At 73.6% G+C, this 23,239-nt stretch carries 16 protein-coding genes and 14 pseudogenes; 11 read left to right on the plus strand and 19 right to left on the minus strand.

Going from position 1 to position 23,239, the window contains the following annotated elements:
• Positions 1 to 605: DUF222 domain-containing protein (locus tag FF86_RS65140; protein WP_396229773.1), on the minus strand; the 605-nt coding region annotated here is incomplete at its 3' end.
• A gap of 755 nt (positions 606 to 1,360) precedes the next feature.
• On the opposite strand from FF86_RS65140, the gene FF86_RS04710 reads away from it, so the two are divergent.
• Complete coding sequence (locus tag FF86_RS04710) at positions 1,361 to 2,536, plus strand: MFS transporter (RefSeq protein WP_242418234.1); 1,176 nt, start codon at positions 1,361 to 1,363, stop codon at positions 2,534 to 2,536.
• 102 nt (positions 2,537 to 2,638) lie between these two features.
• Here FF86_RS04710 and FF86_RS04715 read toward each other — a convergent pair.
• Positions 2,639 to 3,838: pseudogene (locus FF86_RS04715) on the minus strand (hypothetical protein); the annotation flags it as partial.
• Between the two features lie 670 nt (positions 3,839 to 4,508).
• On the opposite strand from FF86_RS04715, the gene FF86_RS04720 reads away from it, so the two are divergent.
• Positions 4,509 to 5,204 (plus strand): response regulator transcription factor, encoded by a 696-nt coding sequence (locus tag FF86_RS04720; RefSeq protein ID WP_082121665.1) that lies wholly within the window; start codon positions 4,509 to 4,511, stop codon positions 5,202 to 5,204.
• Positions 5,205 to 5,223: 19 nt separating this feature from the next.
• Here FF86_RS04720 and FF86_RS04725 read toward each other — a convergent pair whose 3' ends face one another.
• The gene (locus tag FF86_RS04725) at positions 5,224 to 6,990 is read right to left on the minus strand and encodes a GAF domain-containing sensor histidine kinase (RefSeq protein ID WP_044883660.1); all 1,767 of its coding nucleotides are present in this window, start codon (positions 6,988 to 6,990) and stop codon (positions 5,224 to 5,226) included.
• Between the two features lie 563 nt (positions 6,991 to 7,553).
• Here FF86_RS04725 and FF86_RS04730 point away from each other — a divergent pair.
• From FF86_RS04730 to FF86_RS40490, 8 genes and pseudogenes are all read left to right on the plus strand, one after another.
• Positions 7,554 to 8,156: a cysteine dioxygenase family protein gene (locus FF86_RS04730; RefSeq protein ID WP_044883659.1), complete on the plus strand. Its 603-nt coding sequence runs from the start codon at positions 7,554 to 7,556 to the stop codon at positions 8,154 to 8,156.
• Between the two features lie 26 nt (positions 8,157 to 8,182).
• A pseudogene (locus tag FF86_RS40470) lies at positions 8,183 to 8,336 on the plus strand (rhodanese-like domain-containing protein); the annotation flags it as partial.
• A 1-nt stretch (position 8,337) separates the two neighbouring features.
• Positions 8,338 to 8,554 (plus strand): annotated as a pseudogene (locus tag FF86_RS40475) (rhodanese-like domain-containing protein); the annotation flags it as partial.
• A gap of 788 nt (positions 8,555 to 9,342) precedes the next feature.
• Positions 9,343 to 9,467 (plus strand): annotated as a pseudogene (locus FF86_RS61865) (WhiB family transcriptional regulator); the annotation flags it as partial.
• A gap of 1 nt (position 9,468) precedes the next feature.
• A pseudogene (locus tag FF86_RS04740) lies at positions 9,469 to 9,711 on the plus strand (WhiB family transcriptional regulator); the annotation flags it as partial.
• 228 nt (positions 9,712 to 9,939) lie between these two features.
• Positions 9,940 to 10,208: histidine phosphatase family protein (locus FF86_RS40480; RefSeq protein WP_242418189.1), on the plus strand; the 269-nt coding region annotated here is incomplete at its 3' end.
• 1 nt (position 10,209) lies between these two features.
• Positions 10,210 to 10,279, plus strand: a pseudogene (locus FF86_RS40485) (histidine phosphatase family protein); the annotation flags it as partial.
• A gap of 1 nt (position 10,280) precedes the next feature.
• Positions 10,281 to 10,482: pseudogene (locus tag FF86_RS40490) on the plus strand (histidine phosphatase family protein); the annotation flags it as partial.
• A gap of 28 nt (positions 10,483 to 10,510) precedes the next feature.
• Here the strand turns inward: FF86_RS40490 and FF86_RS04750 are convergent.
• From FF86_RS04750 to FF86_RS65145, 9 genes and pseudogenes are all read right to left on the minus strand, one after another.
• Positions 10,511 to 10,705 carry a hypothetical protein gene (locus FF86_RS04750; protein ID WP_370657157.1) on the minus strand — a complete coding sequence of 65 codons (195 nt, stop codon included), beginning with the start codon at positions 10,703 to 10,705 and terminating at the stop codon, positions 10,511 to 10,513.
• Positions 10,706 to 10,955: 250 nt separating this feature from the next.
• Positions 10,956 to 11,124: pseudogene (locus tag FF86_RS40495) on the minus strand (trehalose-6-phosphate synthase); the annotation flags it as partial.
• Position 11,125: 1 nt separating this feature from the next.
• A pseudogene (locus FF86_RS40500) lies at positions 11,126 to 11,845 on the minus strand (trehalose-6-phosphate synthase); the annotation flags it as partial.
• A 1-nt stretch (position 11,846) separates the two neighbouring features.
• A pseudogene (locus tag FF86_RS40505) lies at positions 11,847 to 12,476 on the minus strand (trehalose-6-phosphate synthase); the annotation flags it as partial.
• Positions 12,477 to 12,747: 271 nt separating this feature from the next.
• The gene (locus tag FF86_RS04760; protein ID WP_009739496.1) at positions 12,748 to 13,011 is read right to left on the minus strand and encodes a hypothetical protein; all 264 of its coding nucleotides are present in this window, start codon (positions 13,009 to 13,011) and stop codon (positions 12,748 to 12,750) included.
• A 6-nt stretch (positions 13,012 to 13,017) separates the two neighbouring features.
• A complete protein-coding gene (locus tag FF86_RS04765; protein WP_242418190.1) occupies positions 13,018 to 14,226 on the minus strand; it encodes a hypothetical protein in 1,209 nt (402 codons plus the stop codon).
• A gap of 109 nt (positions 14,227 to 14,335) precedes the next feature.
• A partial coding sequence (locus FF86_RS04770) for an FtsK/SpoIIIE domain-containing protein (RefSeq protein ID WP_242418191.1) occupies positions 14,336 to 16,452 on the minus strand: 2,117 nt, incomplete at its 5' end.
• A 1-nt stretch (position 16,453) separates the two neighbouring features.
• A pseudogene (locus FF86_RS40510) lies at positions 16,454 to 16,763 on the minus strand (hypothetical protein); the annotation flags it as partial.
• A gap of 1 nt (position 16,764) precedes the next feature.
• Positions 16,765 to 17,380, minus strand: a pseudogene (locus FF86_RS65145) (cell division protein FtsK); the annotation flags it as partial.
• Positions 17,381 to 18,223: 843 nt separating this feature from the next.
• On the opposite strand from FF86_RS65145, the gene FF86_RS04775 reads away from it, so the two are divergent.
• Positions 18,224 to 18,739 (plus strand): hypothetical protein, encoded by a 516-nt coding sequence (locus tag FF86_RS04775; RefSeq protein ID WP_082121672.1) that lies wholly within the window; start codon positions 18,224 to 18,226, stop codon positions 18,737 to 18,739.
• Positions 18,740 to 19,110: 371 nt separating this feature from the next.
• Here FF86_RS04775 and FF86_RS04780 read toward each other — a convergent pair whose 3' ends face one another.
• The 7 genes and pseudogenes from FF86_RS04780 to FF86_RS40525 all read right to left on the minus strand — a co-directional run.
• On the minus strand, positions 19,111 to 19,650 hold the full coding sequence (locus FF86_RS04780) for a MerR family transcriptional regulator (protein ID WP_044883700.1): 540 nt from the start codon (positions 19,648 to 19,650) through the stop codon (positions 19,111 to 19,113).
• A gap of 884 nt (positions 19,651 to 20,534) precedes the next feature.
• Entirely contained in the window at positions 20,535 to 21,020 is a 486-nt protein-coding gene (locus FF86_RS04785; protein ID WP_009739504.1) for a bifunctional nuclease family protein, read from the minus strand.
• Between the two features lie 158 nt (positions 21,021 to 21,178).
• Positions 21,179 to 21,703: MerR family transcriptional regulator (locus FF86_RS04790; protein WP_242418192.1), on the minus strand; the 525-nt coding region annotated here is incomplete at its 5' end.
• A gap of 1 nt (position 21,704) precedes the next feature.
• Positions 21,705 to 21,952, minus strand: a pseudogene (locus FF86_RS40520) (MerR family transcriptional regulator); the annotation flags it as partial.
• 16 nt (positions 21,953 to 21,968) lie between these two features.
• Positions 21,969 to 22,514, minus strand: a complete 546-nt coding sequence (locus tag FF86_RS04795; RefSeq protein WP_009739506.1) for an FHA domain-containing protein — start codon at positions 22,512 to 22,514, stop codon at positions 21,969 to 21,971.
• Positions 22,515 to 22,808: 294 nt separating this feature from the next.
• The coding region (gene gcvH / locus FF86_RS04800) for a glycine cleavage system protein GcvH (protein ID WP_242418193.1) at positions 22,809 to 23,149 on the minus strand (341 nt) is incomplete at its 5' end.
• A 1-nt stretch (position 23,150) separates the two neighbouring features.
• Positions 23,151 to 23,216, minus strand: a pseudogene (locus tag FF86_RS40525) (glycine cleavage system protein H); the annotation flags it as partial.
• Positions 23,217 to 23,239 lie beyond the last annotated feature (23 nt).

Here is a 23,239-nt window from a genome sequence, read left to right on the forward strand (position 1 = left end):
ACCCGGCTGACCGCACGCACCTTCGCATACGACAACGTTCCCGCCGCGAACGCCGCCCGGATCGCCGGAAGCCCCTCCAACGCATGCGCGACCGCCAGATACTGCCGGGCCGTCCGCGACCCGATCCCGCACCGCCACGACAACCAGTGCGCACACGACCGCATCCCCACCCCCGACCAGCCCTCCCGCCGATCAAACGCTGCCAGCAACATCAACCAGCCACACGTCGCCGCCGCGAGCCGCCCCGCCCACCGGCAGATCGACACCTCCAACTCCGCCACCGAACCCCCCTCCACATCCCCCCGAACAGATCCCCCTCCCAGCCCGCAACCGGCCCGCGCACCGGCACCTCCCCGACAACCGCCTCCCCCCCCGGCACCCGAATCCGCTCCGGCACCCGAGTCCGCTCCGGGAACCGCCTCTTCCCCAGAAACCGGATCCTTCTCGGGGACCAGGTCCGCAACCAGCGCGGATACAGCCGTCGGAGTTGCTACAGAACCCACCATCATGATCACCAGGCCAGGGGTGTCGAGGACCATCGGACACCGACACACTCCCACCCACCACCGACACTTTTCCGACCCCACCCATGCACCACCCGACATCAACCACACCCAGACCTGGCCTCAGCCCCACACTGAGCCGCCCACCCTGCGCCGCCCACTCCGAGCCGACCCACCCCAACCCGACCCACCCGACCCGACCCGACCAGCCTCGACCCGGCCGACCCGACCCCAGCCGTCACGGCGTTCCGCAAAACCGGAAGCCACATCCACCCCTGTCCGACGATCAGGAGGTTCCGCGGAACCAGCCCCGCCCCGACCGCAGCCCCGACCCCGACCCACGCCCCGACTCCGACAAGACAGCGCGGTCATCTCGTCCCCGCCGTTATCCCATCGCCCTGATCCGTCACCGGGGCCGCCGTGNCGCCCGCTGCGACCCCAGTACTGCTTCGGTGAGAGCGACCAGTCACTGCCTGCATCCCGACCATGCACAACTGGCACGGCCAACCCCCGGGCCCCAGCCGCCCGTCCTCGGCAGCCAGAGGCCAGCCACCATCGACCCGCCCCACCCTGCGCGCTGAAGATTGGCTCAGCCCGGCGCGACGCAGGAGTGGACGACGTGACCCGGACCGCTCATGACACGCTCCTGACCAGGGAAAATTCCGTTGGCGTCCGGCGGTGCGGTGCGGCACTCTTGACCTGTTATGACCGACCCGCCCCCGATGTACCCCGTCCCCGCCAGCGGTTCCGAGGCCCCCGCGCCCGGCGCGGTCGGAAGCGTCTACCGGCGGACCCTCGCAACCCCCGGCGCGACCCGGTTCATNGGGCCGGCGTTCGTGGGACGGCTGCCGATCGCGATGCACGCGCTCGGCACGGTGCTGTTCGTGCAGGACCGGTCCGGCTCGTACGCCGTGGGCGGGGCGGTCGCCGCCGCCGGTGCGCTCAGCGAGGCGGTGTGCGTGCCGCGGGTAGGCCGCGCCCTGGACCGTTTCGGCCAGGCCAGGGTGCTGCTCGCCGGGCTCGCCGGGCATCTGCTCGGGGTGGCGGCGCTGCTGGCGACGGTGTGGGCCGGCACCCCCCGGCCGCTGTGGTTCCTCGCCGCGATGGTCGCCGGCGGCTGCCTGCCACCCGTCGGGACCTGTGTACGGGCCCGATGGAGCGCACTGCTGGGTGGTGGCGCGCTGCTGCCCGCCGCGCTCGCGCTGGAGGCGGCGATCGACGAGCTGGTGTTCATCCTGGGGCCCACCCTGGTGACGGCGCTGGTCGCCCTCGTCGACCCCGCCGCCGGCCTGCTGGCCTCGGCGGTCCTGCTCGGCGTCGGCGCCATGGGGCTCGCGCTGCAGCACGGCACCGATCCGGGGCCCCGGCCGGCGTCGGCCGCGCCACCGGAACGGATCATGCGGCGGCCGGACACCCGCACCCTGGTCGCGATCGTGTTTGCGATCGGGATCGGCTTCGGCGGGATCGATGTGGCCATGGTCGCCTTCGCCCGCGAGCAGGGCCTGGCGGCCATCGGCGGGCTGCTGCTGGGCATGTTCGCGGCCGGCTCGGGAATCTCCGGCCTGATCACCGGCGCCCGCACGCACGACCGCCCGCTCCGGGCCCGGCTGCTGCGCTCAATCGCGCTGTTGACGGTCGGCCTCGCACTCCCCCTGGCTGGGGTCGGCGTGGCCGCGATGATCCCGCTATCCGTCCTCGCCGGCGCCACGGTGGCCCCCACGATGATCGACGCGAACGCGATGATGGAGCGGATCGTTCCGCCACACGCCCGCACCGAGGGTTTCGCCTGGCTCACGATGGCGGTGGTCGGCGGCCTCGCCGTGGGTTCCCCGCTGGCCGGCCGCCTGATCGACACCGGGGGCGCACGGCTGGGCTACCTCGTGCCGGCGGGCGCGGGTCTGCTCGCCGGCCTGACGGCCCTGCTCGGGCGCCGGTACCTGCCGGACGTCGACGCCCGTGGCCCCGCCCCGGCCGGCGTCCAGCGCCCCGCCTCCGCAGTCGATACCACCGGCGCGGCCGCCCCCGCCGACTGACCGGCCCGGTCCACGGCTTCCGGCCCCCGGCCCCCGAGACGGGGCGCGCAGCGACCCGCTCGCCCGACAACCTCTCGCCGGGCGGCGGTTCGCTGAGGACACTCAGGAGGCGGTGTCGTCGCCCGCCTTGCCTGCGGTCCCCTCCCCGGTCTCGGCGTCAGCGGGGCCGATCGTCTCGGCAGTGGGAGCCGGCGCTCCGGACGCGGCCGGCGCAGCAGTCACGGCCGGAGCAGCAGTCACGGCCGGAGCAGCAGTCGCGGCGGCCGTGGCGACAACCTCGGCGGGTCGACGACGGAGCAGTCCGCGCCGGGCCCCGCAACGGGCCGCCTCGGCGTCACCGCGCCGTTTGCGGCCCTTGCGACCCGCCGCGGCGACCACGGTCGCGTCGTCGCTCGTGCCCTCCGCTGCCTTCTCCGTGGGATCGGCGGCCTCGGCCTTCTCAGCAGGCTCGGCCTTCTCAGCAGCCCCGGCCGCATCGACAGGCTCGGCCCCGTCTGCGGCCGCAGTCCCATCGGCAGCCGCAGTCCCATCGGCAGCCGCAGTCCCATCGGCAGCCTCCGCTGCGCCGGTGGCCTGCGCTGCGTCGGCCGCCACAGTCCCGTCATCAGGCTCCGCCGCACCGGCGGGCTCGGCGGCACCGGCGTCGGCGGCCGTCTCGGCGGTGGGCGTCGAGGGCAGCACCTCGGTGGCACCGGTTTCCGTCGAGGTTGCCGGGATGGATCCCTCGATGCCGGCGGATCCCTCTATGCCGGCGGATCCCTCGGTGCCGGCGGCGTTGACGACGCTCTCGCCGGCCGCGTCTCTGCTCGTCGCCGAGCCAGCCTCCGGCTGGGCCGTGGTCGGCTCGGGCGGGGCCTCGGCCGACGGCGCGGCGACCGGCTCGACCGGCTCGGCCGCGGGCGGCGTGGCGACGACCGGGTGGGGCGTGACCGGGTCGGCGGCGGCCTTGCGACCCCTGGAGGTGGGGGCTGCGGCCGCAGCGGCCGGCGTCACGTCGAGGGCGACCGTCCGCCACCCCTCGAAGACCTCGGTGACGGTGTAGCCGTCGGCGCTCAGCGCGTCGCGGAAGCGGACGAGCTGCTGGTAGGACAGCGTCAGATCCGCTGCGGCGACGGCGGTCTCCGCGCGCTGCGCACCGTCCGGGCCGTCGGCCGGATCCGCGTCCGGGAACGTCGCGACCGTCGCCGACACCCGATAGGTGGTCGAGGCGGCGGGGTTCACCGTCCCGGTCACGGTCCACGACCGACTGGCGACCCGGCCGACGGGCGGCTCGAGTGGCGCGCTCTCGGTCTGAGCGGCCAGNAGCGTGACAATCTTCGCCCCGGCCGTCATGGGCACCGTGTCGTCACTCTTACCCCATCGCACGCGCGCACGTCCTTTCCTCACGAAGTCGGCATCGTCCGCACGCCCGTTCGGCAGCGCCGGCGTCCCCCGGCCCCGGGAACGGCCCGGCCAACAGGCCGTCGGCGTGGGCGAGACCCGCATTCTGACGGACAGACCGGATGCGCTCCGCATCGGGGTGTGTTCCGACACAGCGGCGACATATCGGCGCAAACTAGCGGGAGGTCGGACATGATTGACGCACGCCAAGGAGCGAACGATCGGTGCGGCGCAGACATCGGCACGGATCACCGCGTGCGCGGGGCCCGCCGCCCCGCCCCAGAAAGCGCCGGAGGCGTGGCGCGGATTTCCGCCGCGACAACCAGGTCATGATCACATACGGAAACTACACATAGCAGTTAAATGATTACCTAGCTGTTCCACGTCGGTGGCGACCTCACGGGCCACCCCGTTCGGGATGGCTCCGCAGACGGCGTTCCCGGCCCCCACCGAGGCGCCCGCGGCGCGGCTCGCCGCCCCGTCCGTTCCGCCAAGCCAGCCCGGGCGTTGGACCATGAGCGTTATATTCTGCTTGCCGCACGTGACATACAGCGACGGTCTTCTACGACAGCGAGGTCGGGCGGAGTCAACGGTGTCAGACGAAGTGGCGGTCGGGTCCGGTGTCGGTGACGCCGCGTCCCCACCGTCGACCACCGGAATCATCAGGGTGTTCCTTCTTGACGACCACGAGGTAGTACGGCGCGGGCTGCGGGATCTCCTCACCGAGGAACCCGACGTGGAGGTGGTCGGCGAGGCCGGCCGGGCCGACGAGGCGCTCGGCCAGATCATCGCGCTGCGACCGCAGGTCGCGGTGCTCGACGCGCGGCTGGAGGATGGCAGCGGCATCGAGGTCTGCCGCCAGGTGCGCTCGGCGGACCCCGGAATCGCCTGCCTCATCCTCACCTCCTTCGACGACGAGGAGGCGCTCTTCACCGCGATCATGGCCGGCGCCGCCGGCTACGTCCTCAAACAGATCCGGGGCACGGCTCTGGTGGACGCGGTTCGCCAGGTGGCCGCGGGCAAGTCCCTGCTCGACCCGGCGGTCACGCCGCGGGTGCTGGTACGTCTGCGGGAGGGGCCGGCCGAGGATGAGCGGCTCGCCGGTCTGACCGACCAGGAACGGCGCATCCTGCGGCTGATCGCGGAGGGGCTCACGAACCGTCAGATCGCCAGCCGGATGTTCCTCGCCGAGAAGACGGTGAAGAACTACGTGTCCAGCATGCTGGCCAAGCTCGGCCTGGAGAGCCGAACCCAGGCCGCCGTCTTCGCCACCCGCCTGAACACCTGACGCGGCTGGCCGCCGGGCGCTAGCGGGCGGTCGAGTGGTCCGCCGGCGAGTACGCGTGCAGCGCTCCCGGCGGGGTGATGAGCGGGACCAGCCAGGTCACGGTCGTGCCGATGCCGTTCTCGCCGGGGCCGAACCCCATTCGGCCGCCCAGATCCAGCGCCCGGCGGCGCAGATTCGCCAGCCCGCTGCTGCGGGAGGCCCCGCCGGGACCGCAGCCGTCGTCGCGGACCTCGACGAGGACGTCCACACTGGTCACCCGCAGCAGCACGTCGATGCGGGTGGCCCGGGCATGCCGGGCGATGTTGGACAGCGCCTCCCGCAGCGCGGCGAGCATGTGCGGGCGGATCGCCGCGGGCACCCGGCGGTCGATCGGCCCGTCCACCCGGATCGTGGGGCTGATGCCGAGCGCGCGCTCGGTCTGGGCGACGATCGACCGGATCTCGGTGCCCAGGTCGGCACCGTCGAGGTCGGCGACCGTCAGCGAGAAGATGGTCTGGCGGATGTCGGCGATGGTCTGGTCGAGCTCGTCGGCGGCGACGTGCAGCCGCCCCGCCGCCGGGCCGTCCAGGACGCGGGCGAGGCTCTGCATCTGCAGGCCCGTCGCGAACAGCCGCTGGATCACGACGTCGTGCAGGTCGCGGGCGATCCGATCGCGTTCCTCGAACACCGCGAGGCGCTCCCGGTCGCGGTGGATGCGGGCGAGTTCGAGCGACAGGGCCGCCTGACCGGCGAAGGCGGCGGCCATCTCCAGGTCGAGGCCGCTGAAGGTCTCGAACGGACCGCTCGTGCCGAGGACGAGGATGCCCAGCGCTCGGCCGCCCGCCATGAGCGGCACCACCATCCCGACCATGGCCGTCGCGTCGGGGGTCTCCGGGCCGAGCAACGGGCCGCCGGGCGCGCCGGCGCCGACGAGCACGGCCCGCCCGGTGCGCATCGCCTCGGTCATCCGCTCGTTGCCGGTGAAGACCCGGCCGCGCAGGTGCTCCTGCCCCGGCCCGTCCACCACCCCGACGACCAGACCGGCGGCGTCGGGGACGAGGATCGCCGCGAGGCGCGCGGCGGTCGCCTGCCGGGCGCGGCGCGCCACCAGCTCGAGAGCCTCCTCGGGATCGGCCACCGACAGCAGCGCCGTGGTGATCTCCGCGCTGGCGGACAGCCAGGCCTGGCGGCGCCGCGTCGCCTCGTACAGGCGGGCGTTCTCGATCGCGAAGCCGACCGCGGCGGCCAGGGCGCAGGCCAGGCTCTCGTCCTCCCGGCTGAACTCGCCGCCGCCCCGCTTGGCCCCGAGGAACAGGGTGCCGAACGCCTCTCCGCGCACCATGATCGGGACGTTGAGGAAGGTGTCGAAGCGGGGATGACCCGGGGGGAAACCGACGGCGGCCGGATGGCCCGCCACGTCGGCGACGCGCAGCGGGCGGGGATAGCGCAGGCTCTCGCCGATCAGACCGCGGCCCAGCGGCAGCCGGCCGATCGTCCCGGGCACGCCCTCGGCGAAACCGACGTGGATGAGCTCGGTGATCTCGCCGGCCTCGCCGATGACCCCGAGGGCGCCGTATTCGGCGTCGACGAGCTGGCTGGCGGCCTGCGCGATGCGGCGCAGCGTGACCGGCAGGCTCAGTTCGCGGGCGACGTCGACCACCGCGTCGAGCAGGCCCTGCATCCGCGACTGCATCGAGGCCACCTCGTCGACCTGCGCGGACAGGCGGGTGCGCAGCTCGTCGAGAGGCGAGGGATCGCCCGCGGCCGGCACCGCCCACGGGCGTCCATCGGAGGGCACAACAGTCATCGCGGGTGATTCCTCCTCGCTCCGCGCGGCTCCCAGCCGGGCCCCTCGGCGAAGAGCGGCCGCCCGAAGGTGGGATCACTCTGGCGTGCAGGATATCCACCGGGGCGATTGCGGGGAATACCCTCGGCGGCGGCCCGGGTCCCTTCCGCCGCCGGCGCCCGGGTCCGCCGCCTCCGCGCCGCCCGACGCGGCGCAACGTGGAGTGCGGACCGCAAGCAGAAGTACAGTGTGCTGCATGGCAGTGCTGCGTCCTCTCCTGCACCGCGACCGCGTGACGGACCTGGGTCGGGCCGTCAGCGCGGCGTGTACCGGGCGGGTCTGAGGCGCCTCGTCGTCGCCGGCGGATCGGCGCGCGTCCAGCCCCGTCCGCCGCCTTCCGGTCCCGCACCGCGCCGGGCCCGACCGAACGCCCCCACGCGCTCCTGCGAGCGCGCCCCGCCGCCCGGCTCGCCGCGGCCCTGCGGGGTGGACGGTCGCCCGCGCCGATCCCCGCCCCCGCCGGCCGCCCTTCTCCCGGCCGACGCGGTGGCACTCGTTCGCCTCCACCGCCCTGGGAGTTCCCCGTGCCTCTTCTGCACCCGGCGCTCGGCGCCGACCCGGCCCGTCACGCCGCGCCCTTCCTGCCGGCCCCCTTTCTGCCGGCCGCGTGCCTCAGCGACGAGCCGGGCATCATCGACCTGGCGACACTGCGGGACCTGACTGCGGCCTTCGCCGGCGTGCCGGAGATCTGGCGCCCGGTGATCCACCACCGTCCCGACCGTCGCTGGTACACGCGGCTGCTGCTTTCCGCGACGGTCGAGGTGTGGTTGATCGGGTGGTATCCGGGGCAGCAGACCGAGGTGCACGACCACGGGGGCGCGCTGGGGGCGATGACGGTCGCCGAGGGCCGCGTCGAGGAGGACCGGTACGATCGGAACTGGACGATCACGCGGGTCCGCCAGCACCTGACCGGCTCGTCTGTCGGGTTCGGCGCGGAGCACGTGCACCGGGTCGCCAACCGCGGGCAGGAGGTCGCCACGACCATCCACGCGTACTCCCCGCCGGAGCTGCCGATGCGCTTCGCGCCGACGCAGGACGGCGCCGACGTGCGCGCGGCGGCGGTCCCGGCACCGGCGCTCGCGACCCCGGCCGGGCGGGACGTCGCGGCCGTGGGCGCCGCGCGGTGACCGCCGGCGGGAGCAGGATCGACGCGATGCTCGCCGCGGCCCGCTCCCGCCTGCGGCGCCTCGAGCCCGCCGAGGCGGCGCAGGCGTTGGCCGAGGGCTCGGGCAGCGTCCTCGTCGACATCCGGCCCGCCGCCCAACGGGCCGCGGAGGGGGAGATCCCCGACGCCGTGGTCGTCGAACNCAACGTGCTCGAATGGCGCTTTGACCCGACCAGCGACGCCCGGTTGCCGATCGCGACCGGCGACGACCTTCAGATCATCGTGATCTGCTCCGAGGGCTACACCTCCAGCCTCGCCGCCGACGCGCTGCGCCAGCTCGGCCTGCGGCGGGCCACCGACGTAATCGGCGGATACCACGCCTGGGCCGCCGCGGGCCTGCCGATCCGCGGCGGTGCGTGACCGGTCCGACGCCGATCGCCCCACTCGGCGGTACGCCACCGGAACTTTCCGCGTACCCCGAACCCCACCTGCGGCGCTTGCATCAGCAAAGGCGTCGAATGTGGTTCTGCGCACATTTCACGGCCGAATCCGGCCCGGTGACGCCCCCCGGACGGGGTTCCCCCGTTCGTCACCTGCTCGCAACGCGGCCGCGCGCGGCGCCGGGTGGGCGATCGTAGTCCTCTCCGTGAGGGCTTCGGTGTCCCGTGTCGGCCACTGGACAGCGATCTCCTGGGTGCCCGTTTCCGCTGCCCACCAGCAATTCTCCCCTGACGAGCAGCCTCGTCCCGCACCCGGCCGCCACTGCCATCAAGATCATCAAGGTTGGCTCGCGCCGTTGCGGATCACCCGCACGGCGTCCCNGCGCGCGCCCTGACGGCCCGCGGAAGCACTCCGGACGTCCGCGTTCCGGAACCCTTGCTATCCGGTCGAGAGGCGTCTACGTTCCTCGGTTAACGAGACGAGACGGGATCGTTTCCGAGTGGAGCCCACCCCNGGTATGCCAGGCGAATGGCACCGTCGGTGGATTCCTCCCGGAACCCCAGGGGGCCTCTCGCCGCAACAAGGTTGACCTGCCTGTCTGGGGTGTCGCGCTACGCCGGATTTGGCGGTCTGCAAAAGCATGTGTCCGCCTTTGCAACGTCAGCAGGAGACGGTATGCCCAGTCAGCTCAGCGTGCTATCTGCCAGAAGCTCCGCCGCACCCAGCTTCCTGTTCGCCGCGTGCCACTGCGTCTGCGGTGATGCCCGATGAGCGCCGGGGTACCTGTTCTTCCCGGTCGTGACCTGCCGCCGCAGCCGTTCGGCGCCGGCTGGCCCGCCTACTGGCGCCAGGACGCGGCCTGCCGCGACGGCGATCCGGACGCGTTCTTCCCNCCGGACGGCCGTAACACCAAGGCCCGCGCCGCCGCCGAGACCCGCGCCCGCAAGATCTGCTCGGACTGCCCGGTGCAGCGTCCCTGCCTGGCCACCGCGATCTTCCGGCAGGAGGAGCACGGCGTGTGGGGTGGGCTGACCTCGGACGAGCGCGCCACCGTCGTTCCCCGCGGCCGCCTGAGCGCTGACGACGCGCTGGTGTTCGCCGACCGCCTGCTGCTGTCGGCCTCGGTCGCGAGCTGACCTCCAGTACCTGCAGACCCCCCTGGTACTGCTGACCCCCTGGCACTACAACCGCCCCAGAGACGGTACGGCGAACGGCCCGACCCCCACGCGGGGCCGGGCCGTTCGCCGTCAAGTTCCCCGGCTGGTACATTTCCGCATTCCAGAACAGCTCGACACGGCCATGCACGGGAATGCGGGTGAAGTCATGTTCTCCACGCGCGGTATCAGATCACTCGGCGGTGTCGAGTGAGGCCGCCCCGCCGGCTGCTGCTGCTGCGTCACGCCAAGTCCGACTGGGCCGACGGTTCCATCCCGGACATCGACCGGCCGCTGTCCGACGCCGGGCGCCGCGGATGCCGGCTCATCGCCCGCCATCTCGCCGACAACGGGCTGGCCCCGGACCTCATCCTGTGCTCGGCCGCCCTGCGGACCAGACAGACCGTCGAGGGCATCGCCGAGGCGCTGCCGGCGAGCGTGCCGGTGCTGGTCGAGGACCGCCTCTACCTGGCGGAGGCNCAGGCCCTGCTGGAACGGCTGCACGAGGTCGACGACGGGGTGCCGAGCGTCCTGCTCGTGGCACACAACCNCGGCATCCACACGCTCGCCGTGGCCCTGCTCGCCCCCGACGAACGCTTCCGGATCCCCACCTTCCCGACCGCCGCGCTCGCGGTCGAGGACCTTGCCGTGTCGCGGTGGGCCGAGCTCGGCCAGGATTCGACCCGGCTCGTCTCCTACGTCACTCCCCGCGCGCTGCGTGCGGCAGCCGACCCCCCGGCCGCCTCGAGCTGAGCGCGGGGCGCCGCCCGACTCGCCAGGCTCAGTACGCCTGCTCCATGATCCGGGAGGCCAGGGCGACGATGCCGCCGCCGACCAGCAGCACGGCGGTGACGATCCACAGCGGCACCGAGGCGAAGATGAGCGCGAAACTCCCGATCACGAAGCCCGCGATCAGCAGTAGCACCGCCAGCCACGAACCCGTGTTGGCCTTGTGGTGACCGGTCTCACTCGCCACGTCCACTCCTGTCCCTCTCATCCCACCGCCTGCCGGCAGCGGGATGCGCCTCGTTCCCGCTGCGAGACTACCTGCGAACACCGATGGCGGATGCCCGGGGCCGATGTGCGTTCGCCCCTTCTTCCGACCCGTCCGCGCAGGCAGGTCGGCAGGGTGGTACCCGGACCGCACCGGGCCCTTCGGCCCGCCGTCCGGGGTCCGGTCGGCTCCGTCCGGGCTCCGTCCGGGCTCCATCCGGGTTCCTCCGGGCTCAGATGAATCCGGCGATCCGGCGCAGATCGACGAGCTGGTCGTCGAGCCAGCGCCGGACGTCATGGGTGCGGACCTGTTCGGCGGCGGCGGCGAGCCGGCGGTGGCGCTCCTCCATCGGCATCGTCAGCGCCGTGTACAGGGCGTCGGCCATCTGCTGGACGTCGAACNGCTGGAGGGTCACCGCGAACTCGCCGAGCTCCTCATGGGCGCCGGCCATCTCGGACAGGGCCAGCACACCGCCGCGACGGTTGACGACCGCCACCTCCTTCGCGACGAGGTTCATCCCGTCGGCGATCGCGTTGACGATCAGCACATCGCAGATCGAGTAGGCCGCCACGGCCAGCGGGAAGTCCTCCACCATCCGCAGGTCGATCGGCTGGCGGCCCTCCTTGGTGTGCCGGGCGTTGATCTCGGCGACGACGGCGCCGATGAGCGCGATGTAGTCGGCGTACTCCGGGACGTCGGTGCGGCTGGGCTGCAGCAGGGCGAGGAAGCTGACCTTGCCGACCAGCTCGGGATGCTGGTCGAGCAGCGTGCCGAAGGCGAGGAAGCCCCGCACGACGTTCTTGCTCGGGTCGGTGCGGTCGACACGCAGGATGAGCTGACGATCGTCGTCGAGGAAGATGTAGCGCAGCATCGCGATGTGCGCCGCGACCTCCTCCGACGCCTGGGTGGCGTCGAGCGCGGCCGCGTCGACCGAGATCGGGTAGTAGCGGGCGCGGACCACCCGGTCCCCGACCGTGACGGTGAGCTGCTCCAGGTCGACGGGCAGGCCGAGGAGTTCCTGGGCGCACAGGACGAAGTTGCGGGCGTAGCGGCGGGTGTGGAAGCCGACGACATCGCTGCCGAGCAGCCCGCGCAGCAGCCGCTCGCGGATGTCGCCGGGCANAATGCGCCACTCGTCCGGGCCCGGCCAGGGGATGTGCACGAAGTGGGTGAGCACGACGTCGGGGCACTGCTCGCGCACCCAGTCGGCGACCAGGTAGAAGTGGTAGTCCTGCAGCAGGACGAGGGCCTTGCCCCCGCGGGCACGCACCTCGTCGACGACCGCGTCGGCGTAGGCGCGGTTGACCGCCGCGTAGCCGTTCTCGAAGGCGTCGTGCTCGGCCCGGGTCAGCACCGGCGCGAGCGACCGGCCGTAGAGGCCGTGCTGGATGAACCAGAGGATCGGGTTGGACCACACGCTGTAGAAGTCGGCGTAGGCGGTCGGGTCGGTGACGACGAGGCGGACCCGGATCGCCGGGCCGTCCGGCTCGCCGTCCACCACGTGGGGCTGGGGAGCGGTCTGGACGAGGATGGAGCTGCCCGCGCTCTCCGCCGCGACGGCGGCGTCCTCCTCGCCGGCGGCGCCACAGACCCAGACGGCGTCGTCGAGGTGTTCGGCGAGTCCGGACAGGGCCGACACGAGGCCCCCCGCGCCCCGGTTCACGGTGCGACCGGAGGCATCCCGGTCGAAGCTAACAGGACCGCGGTTGGACAGGAGTACGAGAGGCAGGTCGAGGGGGATGAAGTCCGACACGGCGGATGCAGCCTCCTGGTCACGGGCGGTACTCGGCGTCCGGTGCCGCTGATCGCTCGGGCGCCCGGGCGCACGGGGACAATCCGGACTGTAGTGAGCCCCGCTTTCGGATGCACCGCGTTGCAGGGCGCCTGAAGCGTTGTTACCCAGACCTTCATCTGGTCACTGTTGCCACCGGCGCGATATCCGTNCGTGACCCGCACTCCCCCCTATTGTGGGGATTCGGCCGCCCCCCGCGACATCGGGTGTGCCGACGATCACGGCAGGTGGGCTACAGGCCGTCCCGGTAGTCCCGGACCTCCTGCACGGCCGAGCCCAGGGAGGCAAGCGACATCTGCAATGTGTCACGCGTCTCGACGAGCGCGCTCGTGAGCTGCTCGACGGCACGATGCTCGCTGCCGTCGGTCGCCGCGATCACCATCGCCTGCGCCTCTTCGATCATGCTCAGCGCGCCCTCGAGCTGGCCGGCCACCTCCTCGGTGCGCCGGAACGCCTCGTCGAGCTGCGCCTTGACGTCGGCGATCGTGCCTGACACCCGTCCTCATCCCTTCCTGGAACCGCCGGCCCGCGAGCCGGACGGCGGCGCCTGCTCGGTGCCCGAGCCGAGCCCGAGGCCGAACCGGGCCGCGGCCGCGAGCGCGAGCAGCGCGGCGGCCACGTCGACCGGCGCCATCGGTGCGAGCCGGAACGTGGCGAGCACCGCCACCGCGGCGGCGCCCGCTCCCAGCATGCCTGCCCGGAACACGGCCATCACCCCACCATCGGAGCCGGCCGCCACGGCCACCAACGCCGCCGCGAGCACCGCCGCACCGATGATGCAGGGCAGCCCGGGCGCCTCGGTGAACGCCCGCAACACCCCCACGACCACGAGGCTGAGCAGGCAGGCGAGCGCGGTCATCAGCCCGGCGGAGGCCGAACCGGCCGCCTTGGAGACCGCCCGCAGCTCCGCGGCCTTGCTCATCGCCTCCAGGCAGAGGTCGTAGGCCTGGCGGGGGGCGGTGCGCGGATCGACCGGGGCAGCCGCCGTCGGCTGCCCGACGACGCCGAGCTCCCCGCGTCCCGACCGGCCCGCACGCCCCGACCGGCCCGCACGCCCCGACCCGCCCTGGCGGCCGGCAGCATGGCCGGCGTCCGACCCACCGCGCAGGTCCCGCCCGGAACTCGCCAGCGGCCGACCGGGCCGCCGCTGGGCCGGCGCGTCGGCGCCGCGGCGCGGGGCGGACTTCTTCGTGAGCGCGACCGCGGCGGCGGGCTCGGCGGCGGCCGGCCTGAGCTGATCGAGCTCGGTGAGCCCGTACTGGGCCAGCGGCTCGGCGACCTGCGCCCACACGCTCTCGACCCGGGCCCGGATGTCGGCGGCGGCCTCACGGTGCCGCCGCGCCTGCGCGCGGCCACCCTGGCGCCGCTGGTAGGCGTCCCGATCCGCGCGGGCGCGGGCGGCGTCGGAGGCGCCGAGCAGCCTCCGGTACTGCATCGCCGCCTTCAGCGGATCGTCGGGGCCGGGATCGGGATCGGCGCCCGCCGGACCGCCCGCCGGACCGCCCGGCTGACGTCCCAGCGCACCGGCGTAGGCGGCGGCCGCGCCACCGCCTGGTTCGCCCGGCACGACGACGCGATCCCCGGCGGGCGGCCCACCCGGAGCGGGGACGGCCGTGATCGCAGCCGCGTCCGGCGTCGCCGTCGCGCCCCGCTGCCACGACCCGGCGATAGACCAGGCCTCGGGGGTGTCCAACGACTCAGCTCCCGCCATCATCCCGCTCCGTCCTCCCCCGGGGCCGGCCGGCCGGGCGGGCCCCGCCTCGCGGCGGGTACCCACCCATCCGGCGCCGTCTGGATCTTCCTGCCCGATCGCCACCGCCCTACCCCCGCACCATCGGCGCGAACGGCACCACCGTGCGCGGCTCGGACTGGATGTGCCGGTCGAACAGCACCGCCCGGTTCGGCATCGTCCCGCCGGCCACCGGGCGATGGCCGGCCAGGGCGAACAGGTCGCTGCCGGGCACGCCCGCGGCCGCCCACGCCGCGATGTCGTCCCTGTTCACCGGCCCGAGGTCCTCCGCCATCCGGGACACCCCGCGCCACCAGCCGACCAGGTGGACACGGGTCGCCGGGCCGCGGCGGGTGACCGTGCGCAGATCGTCGAGGCCGGTCCGGCGCGACGCCGGATCACGCACCTCCAGGGCGGCCCGCCCGGCGTCCATCGCGAACACCACCACCAGCCGCAGGGGCGGTTCCGGGCCGCCGGCGCCGGCGAGCGCCGCCTCCTCCCGCGCCCGGGTCTCGTCCGCGGCGGCGGCGAGCACCGCGCGCAGCCCGGTGACGTCGGCGACCCGGACGGGGTGACCGGAGCGCCGCATCCGCTGGGCGAGGATCTCCGCCGCGCCGAGCGCGGTCGGCTCCGCGGCGACGATCTCCGCCACGAGGCCGCCGGCCGGTAGCTGGGCGGCGACGCTGGCCGCCGCCGCCTGCACCATGCCGACCGCCTCCCGGCGCAGCGGGCCGAGCACGGCGAGATGGCGCCCGGGCGAGGCGGCGAGGCGAATCCCGACCGCCGCCGGGGCGAGGTCGACGGGCACCCCGACCAGCGCGAGCGGGTCGCCGCCGGGCATCGCGACGGCAGGCATCGCGACGGCAGGCATCGCGGACCGGTCGGGAGCCACGGCGAGGGGCTCCGACTCGGCGGGTGCGTCCGCGCCGATCGGGGCCGGCGGTTCGTCCCCGATCGGCGCTGCGGCGGACTCGATCGCCGGCGGCGCCGGACGCCCGTCCAACGCGCGGTAGACCGGGTTGTCGTCGAGGATCGCCGGGGCGTGCCCGACGAAGACTCGCGGTCGGGGCGCCGACGGCAGGCTGCGCGCCGTGGCGGTCGCCAGCCGGTCCCGCAACTGGGCGATCACGACCGGGTCGGGGAAGGCGACCCGGACGAGCTCGTTGCCGGCCGGATGGCCGTTGCGCCGGTTCACGATCGCCTCGCCGACGCCGGACAGCGCGCCCGCGGCCTCGTTCGACGTGGACAGCAGGACCCGCGACTCCGAGATCGAGGTGCGCAGCGCCACCCTCAGCGCGAACTGGCCGAAGATCGACCCGCGCTTGCCGGCGGTGGAGTCGAGGGCGTCGATGCCGGACAGCGTCTGGCTGGCCAGCAGCAGGTGAACGCCGTAGGCGCGGCCCTGGCGGGCCAGGACCTCCAGGTGGGCGACGCCCTCGCGGGCGATGGCGTCCATCGGGGTGAGCATCACCTGGAACTCGTCCACGACGACGATGACCCGCGGCCAGGCGGAGCTGCGGTCGGCGGCCCGCAGACCGCGCAGGTCCCGCGCGCCGACGGCCCGCATCGCCACCGAGCGGCGGCGCATGTCCTCGCGGACCGCGCGCAGGACGGCGACGCCGAACTCACGGTCGCTCTCGATGCCGACGGTGTCGGCGTGCGGCAGGAAGAACGGGTCGGCGACCCCGGCGGCGAACTGGGCGAACTCCAGGCCCTCCTTGAAGTCCAGCAGGTGGAAGCGGACCTGGTCGGGGGCGTAGCGGGCGGCGATGCCGTAGACCATGTCGAGTAGCAGGGTCGACTTGCCGGCGCCGGCCTGACCGCCGACGAGGGCGTGGACGGTGTCGTCGTCGAAGGTGAGCCGCACCGGCCCGTCGGGGCCCTGAGCGACGGGCACGGTGATCCCGGCGGCGCTGTCGGACTCCCACAGGGCGCCGGGCAGCAGCTCGGCGATGCCGGGGGGGCGGGACGCCTCGCGGGCGGCCGCGTCGGCGACCTGTTTCGTGACGGCGGTGACGAGATCCGGCGGCGGCGGCGGGTCGAGCTGGACGGCCAGCAGGCCGGTCAGCGAGGTGCGCCAAAGGCCGGGCTGCGCGCCGCGCCAGTCCGGGCGATCGGCGAGCAGCTCGACGGCGGTGAACACCACCGAGTTCGGCAGCGCCTCGGCGACCGAGTCGGCCGCCTCGTCCAGACGGAGATCGTCGGAGTNGGGGTCGGGCGGGGTCACGTCGTCGAGCTCGTCTCCCCCGTCCAGGCCGCCCTGGTGGGGCTGCGGGACGAGCTGGACGATGGAGAGGACATGGACGCCGCAGGCGGGCCCCTGCGCGGCGACGGCCGCCAGCGACCGGGCACCCTCCTCGTACAGGCGCGGATCGCCGAGCAGCACCAGCAGCAGCCACGGTTCCGGCCGGCCGTGGCCGGCGTCCTCGCGTTCCCGTAGCGAGTCGAACCGGCCGGCGAGCCGCTCGACGGTGATCCGGCCCACCTCCGCGGACAGCTCGGCGAGGCGCTCCTCCAGCNGGGCCCGGGTGGTGATGGTGGCCGACGCGACGCCGGCGGCCCGCAGCGGCGCGAAGCCCGCGAGGCCGGCGCCGAGCTCGTGCGGGTCGTAGACGACGAGGTGGACCCGGCCGGCGGGCACCGCGGCCAGGATCCGGGTGAGCAGCCCGCGGACGAGATCGACCGCGGCGGCACGCCGCGCCGGGGTGGTCTCGATCCGCAGGTTGCGGCCATCGAGCAGCGGCACCGCCAGCGGCACCGTGCTGTGCGGCGTGCCTGGCTCATCCGGCGGGATGACGACCTGCCCGACCTGCCACAGGCCCGGGCGGAAGCGGCTGCGCACGCCACCCCCCGCGGCGGGGACGGCACCGAACGGGCCGTGCCGCCAGTCGGGGGCGGCCCAGGAGGCACCAGCGAAGCCACGGGCCCCGCTACGAGCGATCATCCGGGCCTGCGCCAGCTCGGCGTCGACGCCGTGCGACCCGGGCGCCGCGCCCGGCCGGCCCGGGGCGCTCGGCGCCGCCGTGGACGCGGTCGACGCTCCGCCACGTTCGAGCTCGGCCGCCTGCTCCTCCAGCCGGTCGGCGAGGGCCAGCGCCGCTCCCAGCGAGGACTGAATACCGGCCACGAGCGTGCGNGCCCGCCGGGTACCCGACATCGTCGACCTCCCCACACCATCTCCGCACCACACCGGGACCTCGGCACCACACCGAAGACCTCGGCACCACACCGGCACCTCGGCACCACACCGGCACCTCGGCACCGCACCGGGCGACCGCCGCCGCGTCGGGCACCCGGCGACGAAATTCCCCCGACGACCATGACACGTCCGAGGGAGCAAACATCCCAGAACCCGCCGACCGACCGAACCGGTGTACCCACCGGAGGGCCGCACGGGCGACGCCGTCACCGAGTGACATCGGATGCTGACCTTGGCCACGCTAACGACGGCCCGGCGCCGACGTGGCCGTTCGGACCCGGATCACACCCGCCGCCACCGCACGGACGACGCCGGGACCACCCCCGACAGCCTGCGCGGATCCGGCCGGCCGGCGGTCCACGCGCCGCGGCATGTGGGCCACCCGACACCGCGTCGAGGCGTCGAACCGGTTTCGGCGATCCATGACCATGACAGGGCCGCCGGGGCCCATGACGAGTGGGGCCCATGAGGGGATGGCGCCCACGACAGGATGACGCCCACGACGGGGTGAAAGGTGCGATGTTCGAGGCGATCCGGCAGGCAGTGCACGACCGGGACCGATATGCGGCACCGAGCGCGTGTTCAATGGCCGGGCGAGGGCAGCGTTCCCGGCGCGTCGTCGATGAGCCGGCCGGTGGGGGCGCGCAGCGTCGATGGCCACGCGGGAAGGGGATCCAGGTGACGGACGCGGCTGAAGCGGCGGGTATCGCCGGCACGGCCGACCGGACCGGCGGCACGGTGGGCGGCTCGCCGCCCGGCAGCCCGGCCGATCCCGCCGCGATGAGCGCCGGGGGTCGGGGGGGGCCGATGGTGCCGGAACAGCGGCCGCTCGCTGTCATCGACGTGGACGGGGTGGTGGCCGACGTCCGTCACCGGCTGCGGTTCCTGCGGGCCAGACCGGGCGACTGGGAGGCGTTCTTCGCCGCAGCGCCGGCGGACCCGCCGTTGGCCGAGGGGGTGGAGCTGGTCCACCGGCTCGCCCGCGACCACGAGGTGGTGTGGCTGACCGGCCGGCCCGAACGGTCGCGGGCGGCGACCTGGCGCTGGTTGGGCGAGCAGGGCCTGCCCCTGGGGGAGCTGCGGATGCGCCCCGACGACGACCGCCGCCCGGCCCGGGTGTTCAAGCGCGCCGAGCTGCGCCAGCTCGGCGCGCGACGGCAGGTCGCCGTCGTGGTCGACGACGACCCCGCCGTGGTGGACCTGCTGCGCGCCGACGGCTGGCCGGTGCTGCGGGCCGAGTGGCTCGCCTACGAGGCCACCCTGGGCAACGCCCAGGAGTCCGAGGGTCGCACCTGAACCTCGCGCCTGAACCTCAGGCCGCGGGCTCGCGCCCGACGTCGACCCTGAGCACCCGGGCTCGGCCCCTGCCAGACTCCGGCCAAGAAGCGGCGCCCCGGCCGGCCCTCGATGGCAATCCGCTAAGAACCCGCCGAAATACCGACAGAATCGGCGGCCCGGAAATCCCGGAAGCCATTCATCCAGGAAAACACGAATTCGGGCAGTGATCCGGGCCCGGAATCCTGNGGAGAACCGAGTCGCGGCGTTCCGGGGCGCTCTGCGGACCTGCGCGGCTCAGGCAGACCTGCGCGGCTCAGGCAGACCTGCGCGGCTCAGGCAGACCTGCGCGGCTCAGGCAGACCTGCGCGGCTCAGGCAGACCTGCGCGGCTCAGGCGCTGCTGCGCCGGGTGCGGCGGCTGGCGAGCTCGTCGCCCGGGTGGGTGGCGGGCGGCTGGCCGGGGCGCTCGCAGGGCAGCTCGGCGAGCTGGCCGCGCATGTCGCGCAGGGCCCGGCCGACCGCGATCGCGAACACCCCCTGGCCGCCGCGGACCAGATCGATCACCTGGTCGTCCGAGGTGCACTCATAGACGGTCGAGCCGTCGCTGATCAGGGTGAGCTGGGCCAGGTCGTCCACTCCCCGAGTGCGCAGGTGCTCCACGGCGACCCGGATGTTCTGCAGCGAGACGCCCGCTTCCAGCAGCTTGCGGACGACCCGTAGGACGAGGACGTCCCGGAAGGAGTACAGCCGCTGGCTGCCCGAACCGGACGCGCCGCGGACGCTGGGGACGACCAGGCCGGTCCGCGCCCAGTAATCGAGCTGGCGGTAGGTGATGCCCGCCGCGGCACATGCTGTCGGCCCGCGGTATCCGACGTCGTCCCCAGGAGCTTCGGGGATCTCGTCCGGAAAGAGCTGGCCCTGTTCGATCATCGTCGTACGCACTTCGCCGCCATGCCAGCCCCATCCTCCGGATCGATCCGGGTCGGTCCCGGCGGCCGGTCACCCGGTCCCGCCATCCCGGACACCCAGCCCGGTCGAGTCACTTCCACGGCCACGTCCGGATCGTCCCGACCGGACGCCACCGGACGCCACCGGCCTTCGCCCGCACACCGCCGGCCCGCGACCGCCGGCCCGTGGCTGCCGGCCGGCAGGGTCACGCCGACACCGGCAGGTCCACCGGTCGGTGCTGTCCGACCGGCACGAGACGCGCGCAGCCTACGCGCCCTGACCACCCGCGACGCGGGTCCACAGGTCCGGGCACGGCCCGCCGCCACCACCTCCCCGGCAAGGGTCAGAGCCGGAGCACGTTCGTCCGCTGACGCGTCCGCCACGGGCACGGGCGGCCACGAGCTCCGGGATCGGGTTCCTCCGACCGTAGGAGTNACGCGCGGTTCCTTCAATGATCTAAGCCGGCGTGTCTGTAGTCCAGCGGACATGGCCGGCCAGATCGGACAAAAAGGAATCGCATCGGAGCGGTCATGGCGGGACTCGTCCCACGGCGGGCCCGTCCGCCCTGAGAAGAGAGCCGCCGAAGCCCGCCAGGCCAGGGAAAGGGGCCCGCCGGCCGGGCCGGGCCGGACCACACCCGCTCCTGGGCGTGTGGGCCCGCGAACGGGGTGCGATGGGCCCGCGAACGGGGTGCGGCGCGCGCCCCCATCCCCACGACGGGGCACCCGGTTCGGGCCACGCGGGCCGCCGTGAACTCGCCGAAAGAGCAGGTAAAGGGCGTGCGGCCGAGCGGGCACCGCCGAGGACGACCGGTCGCGCGCCGACGCCGCCCCGCGACGGCTGGTCGCCGCGGGGCGGAGGCAGGCTCAGGAGCCGGGAGTGTTGAAGTCCTCGGGAGAGATCGTGTCCAGGAACTCCCGGAACTTCTCCAGCTCGCTCTCCTGTTCCTGCTCCTGCTCCTCGGGGACCGTGATCCCGGCCTCCGCCAGGACGGCCTCGACGCCGTAGACCGGCGCCCCCATCCGCATCGCCAGTGCGATCGCATCGGACGGACGGGCGGAGACCTCCACCCCGTTGCCGAACACGAGGGTGGCGAAGAAGACGCCGTCCTGCAGGTCCGTGATCGTCACCCGGGTCAGGTCCGTCTGCAGCGCCCGCAGCACGTCCCGCATCAGGTCATGGGTCATGGGTCGAGCCGTCGTGATGCCCTCCTGGGCGAAGGCGATCGCGGTCGCCTCGACGGCGCCGATCCAGATGGGCAGATACCGCTCACCGCCCACCTCCTTGAGCAGGACGATCGGCTGCTTCGACGGAAGCTCGACTCGCACGCCGACGATGTCCAGCCGATGCACCGATCTACCTCCTCGCGCAGGTGGGGCAGGGCGGGATGTTGTGACCGGAGCCAGAAAACCCCACAGGGGAGACAGTATCCCCNCATCCGCCCGGCGTCAGCGCGCCCACCGGTTCCGCTGCCCGGCAGGGCACTTCCGCCTCGGCCTCGACCACCCGGTCAGCTCGACCGACCGGCCGCCAGCCGGGACCGCAGCAGGGCCGCATGCAGCCGGACCAGCAAGGCCGCCAGCTCATCGGCGGTCTCCGCCTGCCGCCCGGCGTTGTCCGAGCCGCGCTGGCCCCGCAACGGGGCGGTGGCGGCCTCGATGAGACCAGCCTCACGATCGGCGACCGTTCGGGCGGCCCGCAGATGCCTGGCCTGGACGCCGTGCCCGGCGAGCAGCGCGACCGTGCGCGCGACGAGCAGGGCGTCGGAGTCGTAGTACCCGCCGCCCGCGATCGGGGCGACCAGGCCGTGCCGCTCCAGGTCCGCCAGTTCCTCCTCGTCGAGCCCCACGGCCGCCAGGAGCTCCCGGCGGGACATCCTGACCCTTTCCACCCCCAGGATGGCGTCCAGGCCGGTAGGAGCCGGATGCGGGGGCACCGCGCGGGGACCGGGTCGGTGTACCGGCGTCTCCTCGCGGTCGAGGGAGGCCAGCTCCTCCTTGATCACGCGAAGCGGGAGGAACCGCTCCCGCTGCGCNTGCAGGACGTAACGGAGCCGGGCCACGTCGTCGGCCGAGTACTTGCGGTAGTTCGCGCTCGTGCGAGCCGGCTCGACGAGTCCCTCCGCCTCCAGATAGCGGATCTTCGACAGCGTGATGTCGGCGAAGTCGGCCCGCAGCCGCTCCAGGACCTGGCCGATGTTGAGCACCTTCGCGCCCGAACCGGCCCGGTCCCGACCGGGCCCGTTCGGGCGCGGGGCCGGCGACGCCGCAGCGAAGCCGCTCACCGTGGGTCCCTCCCGCTCACCGCGCCGCTGACCCCCCGTAGCTCGCCCCGGTCAGGAACACCAGTCGGAACTTCCCGATCTGCACCTCGTCGCCGCTGGTCAGCTCGGCGGAGTCGATGCGCTCCCGGTTGAGGTACGTGCCGTTGAGGCTGCCGACGTCACGCACCGAGAAGCCCTTGGTGTAAGGCGAGCGGTGGAACTCCGCGTGCCGGCGCGAGACGGTGACGTCGTCGAGGAAGATGTCGCTTTCGGGATGGCGCCCGACGGTGGTCATGTCGGCGTCCAGCAGGAACCGGCTGCCGGCGTTCGGCCCGCGCTTGACGACCAGCAGCGCCGAACCCGGCGGCAGCGCGTCGACGGCGGCGACGGCGTCGCGCTCCGTCGACTCGTCGACGTGATCGCCCTCGATTCCGGAGAGCGCGGCGGCCAGATTCAACGTCGATGTCTGTTCGGCGGGCCGCTCCGGCGCCACGGGCTCACCCGGACGTACCAGAGGGGACCCGCACCGCGCGCAATACAGCGCGTCGGACGGGTTCTGCTGTCCGCACCTCGTGCAGAACACAGTCGCGTCCGCTTCCTGCCGGGACCCCGCGCGAGCGAGGTTCGCCAGCCGCCTCGGNCGCCGCCGGACAGGCGGCGGGAACGTCTCTACCAGCACTTGCGATGGTGGTAGCCAGACGTCCTCAGCCCACCCCCACCACCGGGATGATCACATGCCGACGGCTGGGCCGTCCACGACCGTGCCCCGGTGCACCCCGAGGCTAGTGCATCGGGGGCACGCTCGTGAAAAGGGTGCGACCCGTGTTGTTCGGCGTGGCGTCACCCACCGCCCGCCATCGGGACACAGCCAGTACCGTCAGTACTCCTTCACGTGCTCTGCGTACTCGCCGGCGTCCAGTAGGCCCTCGATGGAGTCCGTGTCCGTGAACGTGAACTCGACCAGCCAGCCATCCCCGTACGGATCAGAGTTGATCAGCTCGGGTGCGCTCACCAACGCCTCATTACAGGCGGTGATCTCACCGGCGGCCGGGGCGTAGATCTCCGAGACGCTCTTGGTCGACTCGACCTCGCCGAAGGGCTCCCCCGCCGCGGTGGTGGTGCCGACCTCGGGCAGCGTCACGAACACGATGTCGCCCAGCGCCTCCTGCGCGTAGGACGTGATGCCCACCCGGGCCGTGCTCCCGGTGAGCCGGATCCNCTCGTGCTCACGGGTGTACTTCAGGTCGTCCGGGTACACCGGAGATCGCCTCCCCTTGATCCGCATCGCTCCGACCAGCGCCGGCGGGA

The sequence above is a fragment of the Frankia sp. CpI1-P genome (assembly GCF_001421075.1).
Classification (GTDB): Bacteria; Actinomycetota; Actinomycetes; order Frankiales; family Frankiaceae; genus Frankia; species Frankia torreyi.